The 18,732-nt window shown below is 56.6% G+C and carries 17 protein-coding genes and 1 other annotated feature; of the genes, 3 read left to right on the top strand and 14 right to left on the bottom strand.

The annotated features are described in order from the left end of the window. Nucleotides 1-321 precede the first annotated feature (321 nt). Nucleotides 322-1,068, top strand: coding sequence for a GntR family transcriptional regulator (locus CDA56_RS01030; RefSeq protein ID WP_014227323.1), 747 nt, complete (start codon nucleotides 322-324; stop codon nucleotides 1,066-1,068). Here CDA56_RS01030 and CDA56_RS01035 read toward each other — a convergent pair. From CDA56_RS01035 to ibpA, 3 genes are all read right to left on the bottom strand, one after another. Next, nucleotides 1,036-2,697, bottom strand: coding sequence for a putative transporter (locus tag CDA56_RS01035; protein ID WP_004855675.1), 1,662 nt, complete (start codon nucleotides 2,695-2,697; stop codon nucleotides 1,036-1,038). The two genes, CDA56_RS01030 and CDA56_RS01035, sit on opposite strands and share 33 nt — an antisense overlap. A 196-nt stretch (nucleotides 2,698-2,893) precedes the next feature. Beyond that, nucleotides 2,894-3,322, bottom strand: a complete 429-nt coding sequence (ibpB, locus tag CDA56_RS01040; protein ID WP_014227324.1) for a small heat shock chaperone IbpB — start codon at nucleotides 3,320-3,322, stop codon at nucleotides 2,894-2,896. A gap of 117 nt (nucleotides 3,323-3,439) precedes the next feature. Next, nucleotides 3,440-3,853 carry a small heat shock chaperone IbpA gene (ibpA, locus tag CDA56_RS01045; protein WP_004126917.1) on the bottom strand — a complete coding sequence of 138 codons (414 nt, stop codon included), beginning with the start codon at nucleotides 3,851-3,853 and terminating at the stop codon, nucleotides 3,440-3,442. Beyond that, nucleotides 3,847-3,921 (bottom strand) — a sequence feature (ROSE (Repression Of Heat Shock gene Expression) occurs in the 5'-region of heat shock genes and acts as an RNA thermometer to modulate expression.). Its footprint overlaps the gene before it by 7 nt. A gap of 300 nt (nucleotides 3,922-4,221) precedes the next feature. Between ibpA and CDA56_RS01050 the strand changes: the two genes are divergently transcribed. After that, a complete protein-coding gene (locus CDA56_RS01050) occupies nucleotides 4,222-4,554 on the top strand; it encodes a YceK/YidQ family lipoprotein (protein WP_025107564.1) in 333 nt (110 codons plus the stop codon). 1 nt (nucleotide 4,555) lies between these two features. Here the strand turns inward: CDA56_RS01050 and CDA56_RS01055 are convergent, their stop codons facing one another. The 8 genes from CDA56_RS01055 to CDA56_RS01090 all read right to left on the bottom strand — a co-directional run bounded on the left by CDA56_RS01055 (nucleotide 4,556) and on the right by CDA56_RS01090 (nucleotide 12,896). Beyond that, on the bottom strand, nucleotides 4,556-5,782 hold the full coding sequence (locus CDA56_RS01055; protein WP_103815126.1) for a YidR family protein: 1,227 nt from the start codon (nucleotides 5,780-5,782) through the stop codon (nucleotides 4,556-4,558). A 97-nt stretch (nucleotides 5,783-5,879) separates the two neighbouring features. Further along, nucleotides 5,880-7,217, bottom strand: coding sequence for an MFS transporter (locus CDA56_RS01060; protein ID WP_103815124.1), 1,338 nt, complete (start codon nucleotides 7,215-7,217; stop codon nucleotides 5,880-5,882). A 176-nt stretch (nucleotides 7,218-7,393) separates the two neighbouring features. Further along, nucleotides 7,394-8,542 (bottom strand): galactonate dehydratase, encoded by a 1,149-nt coding sequence (gene dgoD / locus CDA56_RS01065; protein ID WP_025107562.1) that lies wholly within the window; start codon nucleotides 8,540-8,542, stop codon nucleotides 7,394-7,396. Beyond that, nucleotides 8,539-9,156 carry a 2-dehydro-3-deoxy-6-phosphogalactonate aldolase gene (locus CDA56_RS01070; protein WP_103815122.1) on the bottom strand — a complete coding sequence of 206 codons (618 nt, stop codon included), beginning with the start codon at nucleotides 9,154-9,156 and terminating at the stop codon, nucleotides 8,539-8,541. The genes dgoD and CDA56_RS01070 overlap by 4 nt, the downstream gene beginning before the upstream one ends. Next, complete coding sequence (locus CDA56_RS01075) at nucleotides 9,140-10,015, bottom strand: 2-dehydro-3-deoxygalactonokinase (RefSeq protein WP_103815120.1); 876 nt, start codon at nucleotides 10,013-10,015, stop codon at nucleotides 9,140-9,142. Before CDA56_RS01075 ends, CDA56_RS01070 begins: the two co-directional genes overlap by 17 nt. Next, the gene (dgoR, locus tag CDA56_RS01080; RefSeq protein WP_032751803.1) at nucleotides 10,012-10,701 is read right to left on the bottom strand and encodes a D-galactonate utilization transcriptional regulator DgoR; all 690 of its coding nucleotides are present in this window, start codon (nucleotides 10,699-10,701) and stop codon (nucleotides 10,012-10,014) included. Before dgoR ends, CDA56_RS01075 begins: the two co-directional genes overlap by 4 nt. Nucleotides 10,702-10,942: 241 nt before the next feature. Continuing rightward, a complete protein-coding gene (gene yidA, locus CDA56_RS01085; protein ID WP_004855697.1) occupies nucleotides 10,943-11,755 on the bottom strand; it encodes a sugar-phosphatase in 813 nt (270 codons plus the stop codon). A 115-nt stretch (nucleotides 11,756-11,870) separates the two neighbouring features. Beyond that, nucleotides 11,871-12,896, bottom strand: a complete 1,026-nt coding sequence (locus CDA56_RS01090; protein WP_103815118.1) for a zinc-dependent alcohol dehydrogenase family protein — start codon at nucleotides 12,894-12,896, stop codon at nucleotides 11,871-11,873. A gap of 110 nt (nucleotides 12,897-13,006) precedes the next feature. Between CDA56_RS01090 and CDA56_RS01095 the strand changes: the two genes are divergently transcribed. Beyond that, complete coding sequence (locus CDA56_RS01095) at nucleotides 13,007-13,942, top strand: LysR family transcriptional regulator (RefSeq protein WP_046877132.1); 936 nt, start codon at nucleotides 13,007-13,009, stop codon at nucleotides 13,940-13,942. Nucleotides 13,943-13,974: 32 nt separating this feature from the next. Here the strand turns inward: CDA56_RS01095 and gyrB are convergent, their stop codons facing one another. The 3 genes from gyrB to dnaN form a co-directional block, all read right to left on the bottom strand. Further along, the gene (gene gyrB / locus CDA56_RS01100) at nucleotides 13,975-16,389 is read right to left on the bottom strand and encodes a DNA topoisomerase (ATP-hydrolyzing) subunit B (RefSeq protein WP_004126944.1); all 2,415 of its coding nucleotides are present in this window, start codon (nucleotides 16,387-16,389) and stop codon (nucleotides 13,975-13,977) included. Nucleotides 16,390-16,417: 28 nt separating this feature from the next. Further along, the gene (recF, locus tag CDA56_RS01105) at nucleotides 16,418-17,491 is read right to left on the bottom strand and encodes a DNA replication/repair protein RecF (protein ID WP_004126948.1); all 1,074 of its coding nucleotides are present in this window, start codon (nucleotides 17,489-17,491) and stop codon (nucleotides 16,418-16,420) included. Between the two features lie 138 nt (nucleotides 17,492-17,629). Beyond that, entirely contained in the window at nucleotides 17,630-18,730 is a 1,101-nt protein-coding gene (dnaN, locus tag CDA56_RS01110) for a DNA polymerase III subunit beta (RefSeq protein WP_004107206.1), read from the bottom strand. Nucleotides 18,731-18,732: the final 2 nt, after the last annotated feature.

Consider the following 18,732-nt stretch of genomic DNA (forward strand, 5'->3'; position numbering starts at 1 on the left):
ACTCATAGGGTGAGTGGCCTTATCCATACCCGGCATGCTTCACGTACCGCGGTGAATGATTCAGGGTAATTATTTGTACTGGCCTGAAACGAGAATAGAAATTTGCCCGGTCGACAACATGCGGCGCCGTTACGATTCGTGATCGCTTTCATGGTTTTAATTGCGCCAATGTTGTCTACTTTTTAATTAAAAATTAGACATTCTGAATTGCGCTGATTACGCCTCTGTAACGAAGCGTATTTATCCATATGTATTAACTCTATTTTTAAAGCTAATAATCCGTGCATCATCGTTTTCAACTGAGTGAATAGAGGTCTACTGGTGATCTACAAATCCATCGCCGACAGATTACGTTTGCGTCTCAACTCCTCCGATTTCGAAGTCGGCAGCCCGCTTCCCGGGGAAAAAAAGCTGGCGGAAGAGTTCGGCGTCGCGCGCATGACTATCCGCAAAGCCATCGATCTGCTGGTCACCTGGGGACTGGTGGTGCGTCGGCACGGCTCCGGCACCTACGTCGCCCGCAAAGACCTGCATCATGAAACCAGCAATCTGACCGGGCTGGCCGAGGTGCTGCGCAAGCAGGGTAAAGAGGTGGTCAGCCGGGTATTGGTTTTCGAGGTGATGCCCGCCCCCCCGGCTATCGCCAGCCTGCTGCGGATACAAATTGATGAACGGATCTACTTCTCGCGCCGGGTGCGCTATGTCGATGGCAAGCCGCTAATGCTGGAGGACAGCTATATGCCGGTGAAGCTGTTTCGCAATCTGTCGCTGGTGCATCTGGAAGGGTCGAAGTTCGATTACATCGAGAAGGAGTGTGGCATAACCATTAGCGGCAACTATGAAACGCTGTCGCCGGTGCTGGCGGACAGGCAGCTGGCGCAGTCGATGAACGTGCCGGAGCAGACGCCGCTGCTGCGTATAACCTCCCTTTCCTACAGCGACAGCGGCGAGTTTCTTAACTATTCGGTGATGTTCCGTAACGCCAGCGAGTATCAGGTGGACTACCACCTGCGGCGCGTCCAGGCGGAGAATCCGTTAACCTATCCCCCAGAACAGCACCGCCAGTAGCTGCGGCGTGATAATACGTAAGAACATGACCAGCGGATAAACGGTCGCGTAAGAGAGCGCCGCCGCGCCGCTGGTGGCATGCAGGTTGTTGGCAAAGGCCAGCGCGGGCGGGTCGGTCATTGAACCGGCCAGCATCCCGCACAGGGTCAGGTAGTTCATCTTCGCCAGCATCCGCGCCAGAATACCGACAGCCAGCAGTGGGATAGCGGTGATAAAGATGCCGTAGACAATCCAGCTCATGCCATCACCGTCAATCAGCGTCGCCACAAAATCGCCGCCGGATTTCAGGCCAACCACCGCGAGAAACAGCACAATGCCCAGCTCGCGCAGCGCAAGGTTAGCGCTGGGCGGCATAAACCAGTAGAGCTTACCGATGCTGCCGATACGCCCGAGGATCAGCGCCATAATCAGCGGCCCCCCTGCCAGGCCCAGCTTCAGCGCCGCCGGGAACCCCGGAATAAACAGCGGAATGGAGCCCAGCAGCACGCCCAGGCCAATACCGATAAATACCGGCAGCATCTGCACCTGCTGCAGTTTTTGCTGGGCGTTGCCCAGCTCGGCGGCCACCGCGTCAATCGCCTCCGGACGGCCGACGAGGTTAAGAATATCGCCGAACTGCAGGCTGGCATGGCTGCTGGCGACCAGCTCAACCCCGGCGCGATTGAGTCGCGAGATCACCACGTCATAGCGCTGTTTAAAGTGCAGATCGCGTATGCGTTTACCCAATACTTTTTCGTTAGTGACCACCACGCGCTCGACTTTCAGATCGGTACCGCGCGTGGAGAGCGAAGTGGAAACCTCCTTGCCAATCACCAGCTGGGCATTGTGTAAATCCTCCGGTCGCCCGACCAGGTGCAGCAGGTCCCCAAGCTGAATCAGGGTATTCGGCGCGGGCACCATTAGCATCTCCTCGCGCTTGAGGCGCGAGCAGATCAGCTTGTCGCTGTTAAGCATCGGCACATCCTGAATCGCCATATTGTTCAGGTTGGGGTTTTCGACCCGCACGTTGATGGTCTGAAGATGCGCGTGGCCGTTGCCGCTGATCTCGTCAAACTGCTGGGCTTCTTTCTCGACGTTGATGCGGAAAAACAGTCGCACCAGCCACATGGTCAGCAAAATGCCGCAGATGCCAAACGGATAGGCCATGGCGTAGCTCATCCCCATCTGATCGACGGTATCAAGCGGTACGCCAAGGTCGCGCAGGATCTGCTGCCCGGCCCCCAGCGCAGGCGTGTTGGTTACCGCGCCGGAGAAGATGCCGAGCACCACGGGAAGAGGGATATCGAACAGTTTATGCAGGACCGCGGTGACCAGGCCGCCGAGAATGACGATCAGAATAGCGAAGAGGTTCAGCCGCAGGCCGGAGACGCGCAGCGAGGCGAAGAAGCCCGGCCCCACCTGGATACCGATGGTATATACGAAGAGAATCAGGCCAAATTCCTGAATAAAGTGCAGCATAGGGCTGCTGAGCGTAATGCCCGCCTGGTCCACAAAGTGGCCGACGATAATACCGCCAAACAGCACGCCTCCGATACCGAAGCCGACACCGCGCACTTTTACATTGCCGATCCACAATCCGACGACCGCCACCAGCGCCAATACGCTAACGGTCAATGCTATATCACTCATCGTCTCTTCCCTGTGTATAACATTACTCACAATGAGGATTATGACCGGTACTCACCAGGCTGTATGCCGCCTGGCGCACAATAATCACGGGATCAGCCAACGACCATTTTGTTGAACACAGCAAGAAAGGACAAAGTAATGCGTATCACGCACAAAAAAGCCCCGAACATCGGGGCTTTATAGGTGGTTAGCTTAATTAGCTATCTAACGCGGGGCGCTCGCTGATGGCGATGCGCTGCGGTGCGATCTGTTCCGGCTCGTTGCGGGTCAAATCGATATGCAGCAGGCCGTTGGTAAAGGTTGCCCCGGAGACTTCCATATTTTCGGCGAGCGTGAAGCTCAGGCTAAACGCCTGGTTAACCAGCCCCTGATGCAGCCATTTGGTCTCTTTTTCCGGCTGCTGCGGCGCGCCTTTTACCGTCAGGCGCGTGCCTTCAAGCTGGATATCCAAATCTTCCTGACGGAAACCGGCCAGCGCAAGGGTAATGCGATAGTGGTTGTCGTCGCTTTTTTCGATGTTATAGGGCGGGAAGCTCTGGCTTTCACCGGCGGTTTGTAGCGCGTTGGCCAGTTTGTCAAAACCGATCCATTGACGCAGCAGCGGGGATAAATCGTAGTTACGCATAGTCTTTCTCCTTCTAAGAAGCGAGTGGATATCTGCAAATCCTGTGGATTCGCCTTTGCCCCCTGACGGCGGGCAGTTTTTTGAATGAATACCGGGCCGCCTTCGCGGCCCAACAAATTAGTTGATCTCGATACGGCGCGGCTTATTCGCTTCAGGAATAACTCGCTCAAGGTCGATATACAGCAGACCGTTTACCAGGTTGGCGCCGCGAATATGAATATTTTCCGCAAGCTGGAATTTACGCTCAAAATTGCGTTCAGCGATGCCCTGATACAGGTAAGTGCGCTCTTTCTGCTCGGCGGCATGGGCGCCTTTTACGATAAGCAGATTATCCTGCGCGGTAATTTCCAGTTCGCTCTCGGCAAAACCGGCAACGGCAATCGCGATGCGGTAGTTGTTCTCGTCTACTAACTCAACGTTGTACGGAGGATAGCCGCCATTACTCTGGCTTTGATTATTTTCTAACAGATTGAAAAGGCGGTCGAAACCAATAGCAGAACGATACAGCGGGGAGAGATCGAAATTACGCATAATACATAGCTCCTGAAATCAGCGAGAATTATCTGACCTTCCATCATGGACAGGCCGTTATTACCCGGAATACCCATTCGGCGTATTCTCCGGGAGACACATTCCTAAAATGGGTATATCCATGGCCTTTTCAAGGGGAAATGGGCAATTTTTTTTGCAGTTTGCGGTCTATTGCTTAGACTGGAGGGACAGCACAAAAGGCAAAGTGCGACGCCTGCCACAGTGCGGCGCAATGGCACTATGCATCCATGGAATGGCCCGATATAACCGATATGTACGCCATTCTTCAGGCCGCGGCTCTGTTGGCTGCGCCCTGCATGATTTTGTACATAGAAGGTTCTATCAACGCCCGTAACGATGACGGAAAAATGATGAAAAACGGTCTGTTAAAGCTGGTCCTGTTTAGCGGGATGATAAGTTTAGGCGGTTGCTCCAGCGTGATGTCACATACCGGCGGTAAGGAAGGAACCTATCCGGGAACGCGCGCCAGCGCGCAAATGCTGGGAGATAGCGATGCCAACTGGGGTACGAAATCCCTGGTGGCGCTGGATATGCCGCTCACGGCCGTTATGGACACGCTGCTGCTACCGTGGGATATGTTCCGCACCGATAGCTCGGTTAAATCGCGCGTGGAAAAGAGCGAGAAAGAGACGCTGGCGACCAACGCAGTGATCCCGCCAGCGCCAATGCCGAACCCCTGATTTAGCGCGCCGTTGCGGTTACCCACAGCTGGCGGTAACCGTCCACCTCCTCCATCCAGGCAAGCTGTTTGCCGTCTGGCGAGAAGACGACCGCGTCGGCCGAAGGCGGATTGGCATGCTCATCAGTCAAAAAGTCGATTTCCCCGCTCCGCGCATCACAAAGCGCGATGCGGTTTTCCAGCACAAAGCCCAGCCATTTTCCTGACGGATGCCAGTTAAACGCCGACTGGATATCGGATCGGTTGTGGGTCAGCTGCCGCAGCTTGTCTCCCTGCGCCGAGATAAGCCACATTTGCACCACGCCAGCCTCGTCGCGCATCAGAAAAGCGATGTCCGTTGCCGACGGATTAGCGCGCACCCAATGACGCGGCGTATTCACTAGTCCCGGGTAACGGCGTTGGTGGGTAAACGTTAAGCGACGCTGAACAACGCCGGCAGGGGGAGCCGGCATCGTGGTTTCCGTTCCTGCCAATGGCGCATCGCCAGACTGCTTCCAGCCCTGTTCGCTCTCCGGCAGCTCGACAATAAATAGCTCCGGCACTTTGTCGCCATTTACCGCCAGCGTATCGCCAATAAACGCCAGCGCCCGGTTGCCCACCCAGCCCTCTTCATAGGCGCGATTAATCTCGTCGCTGCCCGGCGCGGGAGTCGGCGTTGTGCGGCTGACCAGCACGCACCAGTGGCTGCCGCCGTATTCTCGTGGATGATCCCCACGTGGTACTACCGGGCCATAGGGAACCGCCACGCCAACGTTGCGCAAATCCAGCGCCGGATCGCGTTCATGCAGCACGTGGTCGTTATAGGTAAAGCTGACAAATTCGCCGTTCGGGCTGAAGACATGCACATGGCTGCCGCCGCGCAGCGCGCCGGGAGTATAGGGGGCGGAAATATCCATCGCATCGAGGTTGTGCGTTTCGCCCTGCCAGGAGACCACGCCGCGACGATGGTGGAAATCGTAATGCCAGCGCTCGTCAGGGTTTTCCGGCCCGTGGATGAAGACATATTTATCTATCGATGGATGAACGGTCACCACGCCAACGTACGCGCACTGTCCGGCACGGTAGAGGATCTCAACCTCTCCCGTCTCGACATTCACCCGCTCGATGGTTTCGCCGGTAAAAGAGGCGCCAGAGGGACGAACGTCAAAGACCAGCCACCGGCTGTCCGCCGTCCAGGCGCGCGTGTTGGTAAGCTGATGATGACGGGGAGCAAAGGTGACTTGTTTCATAAACATACCCTGATGCGAGACTTTCGCATCAGGGTATCGTATCGCAATGGATTAGCAAATACCCCGTAAACCCTGGCCCAATGCGGGCGGGGAGCAGTCACCCTACTCGTTTGACATCCCCCACCAGCAGGATGTAAGAGAGCGCGCCCACCAGCGCAATAACGGAAATATAAACCAGTGCAGGAGCAAAACCATAGTCCTGGGCCAGATAGCCCACCACCAGCGGGACGGTGATACCGCCCAGCCCGCCGACGAAATTAAACATCCCACCGGTCAACCCGATAAGCCGCATCGGCGCAAGCGAAGAGACCAGCGACCAGGTAATGGAAGCGAAGCCGTTACCGAAGAATGCCAGCGCCATCAGGGCCATAATCCACACCGGATCGTTGGTATAGTTTGCGCCCATGATGCAGATCGAGATCAGCAGGCCGCAGATAATCGGGGTTTTACGCGCGGCGCCTAATGAGAAACCTTTTCTCACCAGCCTGTCCGCCAGCCAGCCGGAGAGCAGCACGCCAACAAAGGCGGCAAGGAACGGAACCGTGGTCATAAAGCCCGCTTTCAGCGCCGTAATCCCCTTTTCCTGGGTCAGATAGTTGGGGAACCAGGTCAGGAAGAACCACAGCGTCGAGGTCACGGCAAACTGCCCAAGGTAAACGCCAATCAGTTTGCGATGGAATACCAGCTTCCAGTCGGCTTTGGTCAGCGGCTGCCGCGCCTCTTTTTTAACGGGCGCATCGCCGTCCACCAGACCACCGCCGTCGCGAATATAATCCAGCTCGGCTTTGCTGATGCTTTTCGTCAGACGCGGCGGCTGATAAACCTTAATCCAAATCAGTGACCATACGATCCCGATAGCGCCGGTAACGATAAATACCCAGTGCCAGCTCAGCATTTCCTGAATCCAGATTAATAGCGGGGTCAGGAATGCCAGCCCGACAAACTGGCCTGAGGTGTAAAAACCGACGGCTGATGCGCGCTCGTGCTCCGGAAACCAGCTGGTCACCATGCGATTATTGGTGGGAAACGCCGGCGCTTCAAATATCCCGGTAATCGCGCGCAGGCCAATCAACGACATCAGCCCCGTGGCAAATCCCTGCAGTAGCGTCGCCACCGACCAGCCAAAAATAGCGATAAAGTAGGTCAGCCTCGAGCCCACGCGGTCAAGGAACCAACCGCCGGGAATCTGGCAAAGCGTATACAGCCACGCGAAGGCGGAAAATACATATCCCATTTCCGCTTTGGTAATACCAAACTCTTCCTGAATATGCGCCGATGCCACCGCAAGGTTGGCGCGATCAACATAACAAATCACCACGGTAATAAAGATCATAATCAGCGTCAAATAACGACGACGCCCGGGTTTTGCAGCTGTAACTGAAATATCCATCGCAATCTGTCTCCAGATTTTGGGCATAGCGAGGCCGCTCACCATGCCCGGTAATTTACAGAGGGTGTGTTTAAAATTTATATTTTTGCTTACGAATGCTCTAAATAGTTCACGTTGCAGGAAGGCGGCAAGATTGCAAATCCCCGGGAGCTTACATTAGTAAGTGACCGGGGTGCGGCAATCGCAGCCAACGCACCTGTGGCGTGAAATATGAAGAGCATTTACCATTCCGCGACGCTACCATCCTCATGCCGCCACAACGGATTACGCCAGTCCGGCGCATTCTGACTTAATTCAATGACCCGCGCTTCATCGATTTCTACGCCAAGCCCGGGCTTCATTAATGGTTTAAAGAAACCGCCTTCCATATTGAAGTCGTCTTTATTTTTCACAAAGTCGAGTAATTCCGCGCCCTTGTTATAGTGAATGCCCATACTTTGCTCCTGGAAGACGGCGTTATAGGAGACAAAATCGACGTGCAGGCAGGCGGCAAGCGCAACAGGCCCCAGCGGGCAGTGCGGCGCCAGCGCCACGTCGTAGGCTTCGGCCATTCCGGCGATTTTATAGCACTCGGTAATACCGCCCGCGTGCGACAGATCGGGTTGGAGAATGGCCAGCCCACCGGCTTCCAGCACGCGTTTAAACTCGAAGCGCGAGAACATGCGTTCGCCCGCCGCGATAGGAATCGAGGTTTGCGCCGCCAGCCGCGGATAATATTCCGCCTGCTCGGCAAGAACCGGCTCTTCAATAAACAGCGGGCGATATTGCTCCAGCTCTTTAATCAGCACCTTCGCCATTGGCGCGCTAACGCGGCCGTGAAAATCGAGACCGAACTCAATTTCATTGCCGAACGCTTCGCGAATTTGCGCCACGGTATTCACCGCCGCATCCACCGCGCGAGAATTATCGATCAGCCCCAGCTCTTCGCAGCCGTTTAATTTGAAGGTATCAAAACCAATACCGCGCAGCTTCTTGATGCCATCAATCACCTCTGCCGGACGGTCGCCGCCAACCCAGCTGTAGGCTTTAATTTTGTCACGCACCAGGCCGCCCATTAGCTGCCAGACCGGCGCGTTCAGCACTTTGCCTTTAATATCCCACAGCGCCTGGTCGATACCGGCGATGGCGCTCATTAAAATCGGGCCGCCGCGGTAAAAGCCCGCGCGGTACATCACCTGCCACAGGTCGTTAATCCGCGCCGGATCCTGGCCTATGAGATATTCGCCGAGCTCATGCACCGCCGCCTCTACGGTGCGCGCGCGCCCTTCAATCACGGGCTCGCCCCAGCCAACCACGCCTTCGTCGGTTTCAATTTTTAGAAACATCCAGCGCGGGGGTAAACGATACGTGGTGAGTTTGGTTATTTTCATTGCACTGCCTCTCGATACGCTTTAACAAATGCTGCCGCCTGCCGTTGGGTACGCTCTACGGATTGGCCAGCGCGATAGAGATCGCTGCCCAGCCCGGCACCGGTACAGCCTGCGTTTATCCACTGCGCCAGATTTTCCGGCGTCACGCCGCCCACCGCAAAAACGGGCACCTCCGGCGGCAAAACGGCCTTTAGCGCTTTGATGTAGTCAGGGCCAAAAGCCGAAGATGGGAAGACTTTCAACGCCTGAGCCCCGGCGTCCAGCGCGGCGAACGCTTCCGTCGCCGTCGCGCATCCGGGACAAACCGTCATGCCGTAGCTCACCGCTCGGCGAATGACCTCGGGCTGAATATTGGGCGTGACGATAAGCCTGCAGCCCATTAGGGCAAGCTGGTCCACCCGCTCTGCATTAAGCACGGTGCCCGCGCCAATCAGCGCCTTATCACCATAAGCCTCAACAACGGCGGGAATACTCTTTTCCCACTGCGGTGAGTTAAGCGGAATTTCAACGGCGTCGAAGCCGGCGTCGATCGCCGCCCCCACGTGCGCCAGCGCCTCTTCCGGCGTAATCCCGCGCAGGATAGCGATAAGCGGTAAGTTAGTTTGCCACTGCATGGATGATGCTCCTTATTCCTGTCTGAAATGCGTTGTCGCCCGACACCACGGTGGTCTGACGGCCAATGGCGCTCAGGGCCTGCTGATAGCGGTTCGCCAGCGCCTCGCCGGCGACAATGGTGACCTGCTGGTCGCGAAAGCGTTGGCTCAGGGTGGCGACTTCCGCACCAATCAGCAGTCCCGACAGAAACTCGCCAACATGCGCGCGCGGCAGCGAACCCAGCACGTGTGAAGCGCGAACCTCAAAAAGCTGCGGCAGGATGTCTGGCGAATGCAGGCCGCGCTCAAGCCCGGCGTTAAACGCGTCAGGCGCGGAGACCTGCTCCGGTAACCCGGCGCCGACCAGCGAGTGGCGCAGCAGCAGGTGATGCAGTTCGCCGGTCATCACCGTGCGAAAGTCGTTAATTTGTTGGCGGTCTGCCTGCACCCATTTGCAGTGGGTGCCGGGCATCACGTAGACGGAAGAAGGGGCTATCGCCCGCGCGCCGAGGAGCTGAGTCTCTTCGCCGCGCATCACATTATGGTTATCGTCGCGAGAGACGCTGAGTCCGGGAATAATCCAGACGTTGTCGCTAACGGCAGTTAATTGTTCACCAATGGCGGAGAAATGAACGGGAACCGGCAAGTAGGGTACCGCCTGCCAGCCGACGTTACTGCCGACCATTCCTGCCATCACCGCCGGGGTCGCGCCGTCGCGCCAGCCCCGGGTTATTTCGCTAAACACCGCGGCGGGGGAGTGTCCGTTCAGACGCGTGACGCCTGCTTCCGATTGCCTGCTCTCCAGGCACCGTTCGCCCTGATAGAGCCAGGCGCGCAGGTTGGTCGATCCCCAGTCAATTGCGATGTAGCGAGATGTCATGTGATTTCCTTTAACCTTCGTGTCGAGCTGGCGATCATGGTGAGCGCCGCCTGCTCCGCCGCTTCGCTGTCCTGATGCCGGATGGCGTCAAACAGCGCCTTATGTTCCTGGAGCGTTTTCGGCATATTGGCCTCATCGCCCATCCACGTTCTTTCAAATACCGCCCGCTGTAGCGAGCTGATCGCCACGTTGAGCTGCTGCAGAACCGGGTTATGCACCGACTGCAGCACCGCCTCGTGATAGCGAATATCCGCTTCGTTAAACGCTTCCCTGTCCTGGTTATTGGCGATCATGTCGTTGAGCGCGTCTTCTATTTGCGCCAGGTCGCTCGACGTCGCGCGCTCTGCCGCCCAGCGGGCGATCGCGGGTTCAACCAGGTTACGTACCTCGCTCATCGCGCTAATCAGCCGCGGGTCGTAATCACTCTCCAATACCCACTGTAAAACGTCGGTGTCGAGATAATTCCACTGGTTGCGCGGGGTAACGAACGCGCCGCGATAGCGCTTCATTTCAATCAGCCGCTTAGCCATCAACGAACGGAACACTTCGCGAATGATATTGCGCGAGGTGGCAAACTCCTCACACAGGTCGGCTTCCGCGGGCAGCGCAGAGCCGGGAACGTATTTGCCGCTGACAATCTGCTTGCCCAGCGTGATGACGATGCGATCGGTTTTATTGAGAGTCATGGAAAGTCCTTGTGCTCTGGATGTCTCTCTACTTTACCGCGACAGACGGTTTTAACCGCAACTTTGTAGTACTAACGTGATGCCACTCGTCATTGCCATGAACACAATGTAGTACAACACAAACATGTTGTACTACAATTTAGATCACAAAAACGACAATTCGGTTTGGAGATTTTGCGGCGGGGTAAACTCAGGGCATAAAAAAACCCGCGATTAACGCGGGTTTTTCAGAAAGAGATTTTTAGTTTAAGACATATTTTTCAATAGCATATGCCACACCGTCTTCCAGATTGGATTTGGTGATAAAGTTTGCCGCTTCTTTGACGGCCGGAATCGCGTTATCCATCGCCACGCCGACGCCAGCGTATTCAATCATTGCGATGTCGTTTTCCTGATCGCCAATCGCCATCACCTCTTCCGGCTGGATGCCCAGCGCATCGGCCAGCGATTTCACGCCGGTACCTTTGGTGACGCGTTTATCAAGAATTTCAAGGAAGTACGGCGCGCTTTTCAGCACGGTGTACTTCTCTTTCACTTCAGCCGGAATGCGGGCGATAGCTTTGTCCAGAATCGCCGGCTCATCGATCATCATCACTTTCAGCAGCTGGATATTCGGATCCATCTTTTCGGCTTCGCAGAAGACCAGCGGGATCGTCGCCACGTAGGATTCATGTACCGTGTAATAGCTCACATCGCGGTTCGCGGTATACAGGGTGTTACGATCGAGCGCGTGGAAGTGGGAGCCGACATCGCGGGCCAGCTGTTCCAGATAGCGGTAGTCGTCGTAGCCCAGCGCGGTTTGCGCAACGGTACTGCCGTCGCTCGCCTTCTGCACTAAAGCACCGTTATAGGTGATGCAGTAATCTCCAGGCTGCTCCATATGCAGTTCTTTCAGATAGCTGTGCACGCCAGCGTAAGGACGGCCGGTGGTCAGCACCACGTTGACGCCGCGTTCACGGGCTGCGGCAATCGCGGTTTTCACCGCAGGAGAGATAGTGTGGTCAGGCAGCAGCAGCGTGCCGTCCATATCGATTGCAATCAGTTTAATAGCCATGAAATCCCCGGGTAAGATGAGTCCTTACTCATGCTAACGCGATTAAGCCCACAAAAATAGAGCTACATTGCGCAGCAGAACCCCCCCTTTTAGGCAAGATCCGGGGAACGGGGTCTTACTCGCGGGTGAGCACGATTTTGCCAAACGCACCGCGATCGAGGTGTTCAAGCGCCTGTGCAAGCTGGTTAAAGCGGTAACGGTGCTCAATCACCGGTTTCAGCCTGGTCACGTCAACGGCGCGGACGAAATCTTCCAGTGCGCGACGGTGCCCAACGCCAATACCTTGAATCACCGGGGATTTCAGCAACAGTTCGCCCGCGGGCAGCGAGATTTCACTGCCGGCCAGCACGCCGATGACCGAAATACGCCCATGAACCGCCACGGCGCGCAGGGAATGCCTCAGGTTCTCCCCGCCAACGGTTTCAATGATGTGGTCGATGCCGCGATCGTTCGTCAGTTCGTATATCCCTTCAGCCCAGTCGCCTTTAAGCCGGTTGATGCCATAATCGGCGCCGAGTTGTTTGGCCTGCGCCAGTTTTTCATCGCTCCCGGACGTGACAAAAACCTCTGCCCCCTGCGCTTTGGCAATTTGCAAAGCGAATATCGCCACACCGCCCGTGCCCTGCACCAGCACCGATTGCCCGGCGCGTAAATGACCGCGCTCCACCAGCGCGAACCATGCGGTAAGCCCGGCGCACGGTAACGTGCTGGCCTCGGCGTCATCCAGGGTTTCCGGGGCGGCCACCAGCCCGTTTTCATTCACAATCACGTACTCAGACAGCATGCCCTGGAAGTAACCGCCGGTCGTTTTATAGGGCAAAGTGCGGGCGTCCGCTGTTGGCCTACCGTCGACCCACTCCGGGAAAAAGGTCGAGATGACGCGAGCGCCGGGTGTGAAACGCGTGACGCCCTCGCCCGTACTTTCCACCACGCCCGCCATATCGGACGCCGGCGTAAACGGGAAGGAAAGCGCAATCGGCATGGTGCCTTCAATGACCATTTTATCGCGATAGTTGAGCGCAACGGCGTTCACCCGTACGCAGACTTCACCCGGCCCTGGCTGCGGAACAGGCGCCTGGATGAGTTTGAGGTTATCGCGCCCGAGGGCGTCCATGGACCAGCGTTGCATTGTCTCAGTCATTTTTTCTCTCCTGCCATTAAATAAGCTTCAGGAGCGACAGTCTACCGTTGACTCAGGGTCGCCAGTGGCGATAAGTTTTCCCATTATTGATGAAAGAAAAGATACAATCTATGACCGATACGCTGAAGGATATTCCGGTTTTTGTGGCCGCCGTTGAGGCGGGGAGTTTTGCTCAGGCCGCAATCCGTTTGCATTTGTCGCGTTCGGCGGTAGGAAAGAGCATCGCTCGCCTTGAGGAGCGACTGGGGGTACGTCTGTTTCAACGTACGACCCGCAGCCAAAGCCTGACCGACAACGGCGCCCTTTTTTATGAACACTGCCTGCGCGCGCTGGAGGAAATTCGGGGCGCAGAATCGCTGCTGGAAACGGGGAAACAGCAGGTCAGTGGCCGCCTGCGCGTGGCCATGCCGGTGCTGTTTGGCCGCCAGTGCGTCGCCCCGCTGCTGATCGCGCTGGCGCAGGAACATCCAGGCCTTGAGCTGGAGATGTCATTCAGCGATCGCGTGGTGGATCTCGTCGAGGAAGGGTTTGATATGGCGGTGCGTAACGGCACGCTTCAGGACAGCAGCGTTCTGGTCGCCAGAAGACTGGGAGAACACCGCATGGTGCTGTGCGCCGCGCCGGATTATCTGCTGAAGAAGGGCACGCCGCAAAGCGTTGATGATTTACCCCATCATGCGGCCATTAACTATCTGCAGGCAGGCAGAGTGCTCTCCTGGCAGCTGATGGATAGCGAAGGTGCCTCGCACACCTTCACTCCCCGTTCATCGCTCAATATGGATGATTTGCAGGCGATTTGCGACGCTGCGCTGGCCGGACACGGCATTGCATGGCTGCCCTGCTGGATGGTCAGCAAAGAAATTCATCAGGGAAAACTCGTTCCGCTGTTAAAGCAGGCGCCGGATGTGCGCTTCGACGTTCACGCGGTCTGGCAACAGACGCCGCATCTACCGCTGAGGGTGAGAATTGCCGTCGATACGCTCGCCAGCCGCTTACCGTCCGTGATGTCGCTGGACAGGCCTGAGCCCACAAAAAAGCCGCGCTAAACGCGCGGCCTGAGTATGGCGGTGTACGACGATTAAATATCGATGTTTGCCGCTTTGAGGGCGTTCTCTTCGATAAAGGCGCGACGCGGTTCAACGGCGTCCCCCATCAGGGTCGTGAACAGCTGGTCAGCGGCAATCGCGTCCTTGACGGTCACGCGCAGCATGCGGCGGCTGTCCGGATCCATGGTAGTTTCCCACAGCTGATCCGGGTTCATCTCACCAAGACCTTTATAGCGCTGGATAGAGAGGCCGCGACGGGACTCCTTCACCAGCCAGTCCAGCGCCTGCTCGAAGCTGGCCACCGGCTGACGACGTTCGCCGCGCTCGATAAAGGCATCGTCTTCAATCAGACCGCGCAGCGTTTCGCCCAGCGCGCAGATACGGTGGTATTCCGGCCCGGTGACAAACTCGTGATCCAGCGGGTAGTCGGTATCCACGCCGTGGGTACGCACGCGAACGATCGGCTCAAACTGCTGCAGCTCGGCGTTCTCGCGGACATCAAATTTCCACTGGCTGCCGTGCTGCTCTTTCTCGTTCAGCTCGCTCACCAGGGCGTTGATCCAGCGCGTTACGGTCTGCTCGTTCGCCAGGTCGGCCTCCGCCAGCGTCGGCTGATAGATAAGCTCTTTCAGCAGGGCTTTAGGATAACGACGTTCCATACGCGTAATCATTTTCTGCGTGGCGTTATACTCGGCAACCAGTCTCTCCAGAGGCTCGCCGGCTAAGGCCGGCGCGTTGGCGTTGGTATGCAAAGTGGCGCCATCCAGCGCGATGGAGATTTGGTACTGATCCATCGCTTCGTCGTCTTTAATGTACTGTTCCTGCTTGCCTTTCTTCACTTTGTACAGCGGCGGCTGGGCAATGTAGACGTGTCCGCGCTCAACGATTTCAGGCATCTGGCGATAGAAGAAGGTCAGCAGCAGCGTACGAATGTGCGAGCCGTCGACGTCCGCATCGGTCATGATGATGATGCTGTGGTAGCGCAGTTTGTCCGGGTTGTACTCATCGCGGCCAATGCCGCAGCCCAGCGCGGTAATCAGCGTCGCCACTTCCTGAGACGCGAGCATTTTGTCAAAGCGCGCTTTCTCAACGTTAAGGATTTTACCTTTCAGCGGCAGAATCGCCTGGTTCTTACGGTTACGCCCCTGTTTCGCAGAGCCGCCCGCAGAGTCCCCTTCCACTAAGTACAGTTCAGAGTGCGCGGGGTCGCGTTCCTGACAGTCCGCCAGCTTGCCCGGCAGGCCAGCCAGATCCAGCGCGCCTTTACGGCGGGTCATTTCACGCGCGCGACGTGCGGCTTCGCGAGCGCGCGCCGCGTCGATGATTTTACCGACCACGATTTTGGCGTCAGACGGGTTTTCCAGCAGGTATTCGTTCAGCAGTTCGTTCATCTGCTGTTCGACCGCCGATTTCACCTCAGAGGAGACCAGCTTGTCTTTGGTCTGCGAGGAGAATTTCGGATCCGGCACCTTCACGGAGACCACGGCAATCAGGCCTTCACGGGCATCGTCGCCGGTGGCGCTGACTTTCGCTTTTTTACTATAGCCTTCTTTATCCATGTAGGCGTTCAGGGTACGGGTCATTGCCGCACGGAAGCCTGCAAGGTGGGTGCCGCCGTCGCGCTGCGGAATGTTGTTGGTAAAGCAGTAGATGTTTTCCTGGAAACCATCGTTCCACTGCAGCGCAACTTCAACGCCGATGCCGTCTTTTTCGGTGGAGAAATAGAAGATATTCGGGTGGATCGGCGTTTTGTTTTTGTTCAGATATTCGACGAACGCTTTGATACCGCCTTCGTAGTGGAAATGATCTTCTTTACCGTCGCGCTTGTCGCGCAGGCGAATCGACACCCCGGAGTTCAGGAACGACAGCTCGCGCAGGCGTTTTGCCAGAATCTCGTATTCGAATTCGACCACGTTGGTAAAAGTTTCGTAGCTCGGCCAGAAGCGAACCATGGTGCCGGTTTTTTCGGTTTCGCCGGTAACCGCCAGCGGCGCCTGCGGCACGCCGTGGGCATAAATCTGACGGTGAATTTTGTTATCGCGCTGAATGACCAGCTCCAGCTTCTGCGACAGGGCGTTAACAACGGAAACGCCTACGCCATGCAGACCACCGGAAACTTTATACGAGTTATCATCGAATTTACCGCCCGCGTGCAGAACGGTCATGATCACTTCCGCCGCCGACACGCCCTCTTCCGGGTGAATACCGGTCGGAATACCGCGGCCGTCATCCTGTACAGAGACGGAGTTGTCGCTGTGGATAGTGACAACGATGTCTTTACAGTAACCTGCGAGCGCTTCGTCGATAGCGTTATCCACAACCTCGAATACCATGTGGTGCAGACCGGTGCCGTCATCCGTGTCGCCGATATACATACCCGGGCGCTTACGCACCGCATCCAGCCCTTTCAGGACTTTGATACTGGAGGAGTCATAAGAATTCGACATCAACGTTTCTCGCTCATTTCATCTTAGGTTAATCCGCTATTTTACCCTTTTCCACGGTAAACATCTTCGAATTTTCGTCCGACATGTCCATAACGTGTTCAGCGCTAATGGCGCTGACGAAAACCTGCGACTGCGTGGCTTTTAAGCGGCTGGCCAGCAGCCCGCGCCGCGCGTCGTCAAGTTCCGAGGCAAAATCATCTATCAGGTACAGGCAGCGCCGCCCGCTTTCACGGGTCAGAAACTCGCCTTGCGCCAGTCGTAGGGCGCACATCAGCAGCTTAAGCTGCCCGCGTGACAATGTATCCTCTACCGGCGCGCCGTCGGCACGAATGCGGAAATCCGCTTTGTGCGGGCCGTGGGCGGTATAGGTTAGCATGCGGTCGCGTTCGAAATTTCGCTCCAGCACCTCGGCATAATCCGTTTCTTTCTCCCAGCCGCGCTGGAAAGAGAAGGTGAGAGCAAACTCCGGTAAAAACTGCCGACAGGTATCCGCCATGTCTTCGACGATAGCGGCACTGTATTCGGCCCGCCAGCGGCTGATTTGCTCCGCCAGCGGTATCAGCTCCAGATCCCAGGGCCGCAGCTGCGCATAGCGGCTGACCTGACGCAGCGCGGCGTTGCGCTGCTTCACCAGGCGCTTCAGGTTGCTCCAGGCGGTAAAGAATCCGGCTTCGTTGTGGAAGCATCCCCAGTCAAGGAACGCTCTTCTGTATTTGGGGCCGCCGTTGAGTAAAGTAAACCCCTCGGGCGTAATCAGCTGCATCGGCATCAGGTGCGCCAGCTCCGCCACTTTATGCCCGTCGGTACCATCGATACGCACCTTGCTGTCGCCCTGCTTATCTTTTGTCAGGCCGATAGATACTTCTCGCTCTTCGCCCTGCAGGCGACCGTGCAGGACAAAGGACTCCTGCTCGTGACGAATCACGCGGCCAATCTGCAAACTACGAAACGCCCGACCGTGGCCAAGCGTGTAGATAGCTTCAAGTACGCTGGTTTTGCCGCTGCCGTTGGCGCCAACCAGGAAGTTAAAGCCGGGGGATAGGGCGAGATCCGCATTTTCAATATTGCGGAAGTCTTTGATTAGAAGTCGGGATAGCGACATATCAGCTCATAACCAGGGCGTTATCGGCGCAGTTAGTCTGGTTACGGCCAGCGCGCAGCAACCGGAGCGTACTAAAGTACGTGAGGATTGCGAGCACTGCCCGGAGCCAGAATAACAAGTAAGATAGCCCGATATTTTCTACAGCCTCATAGGCATGACGACATAGGCTGCGGATTGAGAAGCCGCATCCTCAATCTGCACGCTCGACACGGAATCGGTCAGCAGGATACGCACATTCTCGCACTTCAGCGCGTTAAGCACATCCAGTACATAGCTGACGTTAAAGCCGATTTCCATCTCAGTCCCGGCATAGGTGACGTCCAGAATCTCTTCCGCTTCTTCCTGTTCCGGGTTATTGGCGGTGATTTTCAGCTGATTTTCACTGACGTAAAGGCGCACGCCGCGGAATTTTTCGTTAGAAAGAATCGCCGCGCGGGCAAAGGCCTGCTTGAGAATATCGCAGCCGGCGTCCAGGTGCTTATCCGGGTTTTTCGGCAGTACGCGGCGATAGTCAGGGAAACGACCATCCACCAGCTTTGAAGTGAAGATAAAGTCGCCAACGTGAGCGCGGATATTGTTGCTGCCGATCTGCACGCGCAGCGGGGTATCGCCGCCGTCGAGCATACGCATCAGCTCAATCACGCCTTTACGCGGTACGATCACCGAATGATTGGGCAGGGACTCTTCCAGCGGCATCGAGCAAACCGCCAGGCGGTGGCCGTCGGTCGCCACGGTGCGCAGTTCGCTGCCTTCGGTTTCAAACAGCATGCCGTTCAAGTAATAGCGAACGTCCTGGTGAGCCATCGAAAACTGCGTCGCCTCGATCAGGCGCTTCATGGTCGCCTGCGGCAGGGTAAATTCAACTTCGCTCTGCCAGTCATCAAGGTTGGGGAAATCCGCTGCAGGCAGCGTAGAGAGCGAGAAGCGGCTGCGACCGGAACGCACCAGCATACGCTCGCCTTCCAGCTGTACCGCGATCTCCGCGCCTTCAGGCAGGCCGCGGCAGATATCAAAAAATTTACGCGCCGGAACGGTTGTTGCTCCCGCTTCGTGCGGCTGAATCAGCGCAACGCGCGCGACCATTTCCATTTCCAGATCGGTACCGGTCAGCGACAGCGCGCCATCGGTAACCTGAAGGAGCAGGTTGCCAAGAATCGGTAGCGTCGGACGACCACCTAAAGGACCGCTCACCTGTTGCAGCGGTTTTAATAAATGTTCACGTTCTACGGTAAATTTCATAG

The sequence above is a fragment of the Klebsiella michiganensis genome (genome assembly GCF_002925905.1).
GTDB classification, from domain to species: Bacteria; Pseudomonadota; Gammaproteobacteria; order Enterobacterales; family Enterobacteriaceae; genus Klebsiella; species Klebsiella michiganensis.

Coding starts and splice junctions, on each gene's coding strand:
- CDA56_RS01035 (WP_004855675.1), bottom strand. CDS start 2,697: ATGAGTGATATAGCATTGACCGTTAGCGTATTGGCGCTGGTGGCGGTC.
- ibpB (WP_014227324.1), bottom strand. CDS start 3,322: ATGCGTAACTACGATTTATCCCCGCTGCTGCGTCAATGGATCGGTTTT.
- ibpA (WP_004126917.1), bottom strand. CDS start 3,853: ATGCGTAATTTCGATCTCTCCCCGCTGTATCGTTCTGCTATTGGTTTC.
- CDA56_RS01050 (WP_025107564.1), top strand. CDS start 4,222: ATGATGAAAAACGGTCTGTTAAAGCTGGTCCTGTTTAGCGGGATGATA.
- CDA56_RS01055 (WP_103815126.1), bottom strand. CDS start 5,782: ATGAAACAAGTCACCTTTGCTCCCCGTCATCATCAGCTTACCAACACG.
- CDA56_RS01060 (WP_103815124.1), bottom strand. CDS start 7,217: ATGGTGAGCGGCCTCGCTATGCCCAAAATCTGGAGACAGATTGCGATG.
- dgoD (WP_025107562.1), bottom strand. CDS start 8,542: ATGAAAATAACCAAACTCACCACGTATCGTTTACCCCCGCGCTGGATG.
- CDA56_RS01070 (WP_103815122.1), bottom strand. CDS start 9,156: ATGCAGTGGCAAACTAACTTACCGCTTATCGCTATCCTGCGCGGGATT.
- CDA56_RS01075 (WP_103815120.1), bottom strand. CDS start 10,015: ATGACATCTCGCTACATCGCAATTGACTGGGGATCGACCAACCTGCGC.
- dgoR (WP_032751803.1), bottom strand. CDS start 10,701: ATGACTCTCAATAAAACCGATCGCATCGTCATCACGCTGGGCAAGCAG.
- yidA (WP_004855697.1), bottom strand. CDS start 11,755: ATGGCTATTAAACTGATTGCAATCGATATGGACGGCACGCTGCTGCTG.
- CDA56_RS01090 (WP_103815118.1), bottom strand. CDS start 12,896: ATGACTGAGACAATGCAACGCTGGTCCATGGACGCCCTCGGGCGCGAT.
- CDA56_RS01095 (WP_046877132.1), top strand. CDS start 13,007: ATGACCGATACGCTGAAGGATATTCCGGTTTTTGTGGCCGCCGTTGAG.
- gyrB (WP_004126944.1), bottom strand. CDS start 16,389: ATGTCGAATTCTTATGACTCCTCCAGTATCAAAGTCCTGAAAGGGCTG.
- recF (WP_004126948.1), bottom strand. CDS start 17,491: ATGTCGCTATCCCGACTTCTAATCAAAGACTTCCGCAATATTGAAAAT.
- dnaN (WP_004107206.1), bottom strand. CDS start 18,730: ATGAAATTTACCGTAGAACGTGAACATTTATTAAAACCGCTGCAACAG.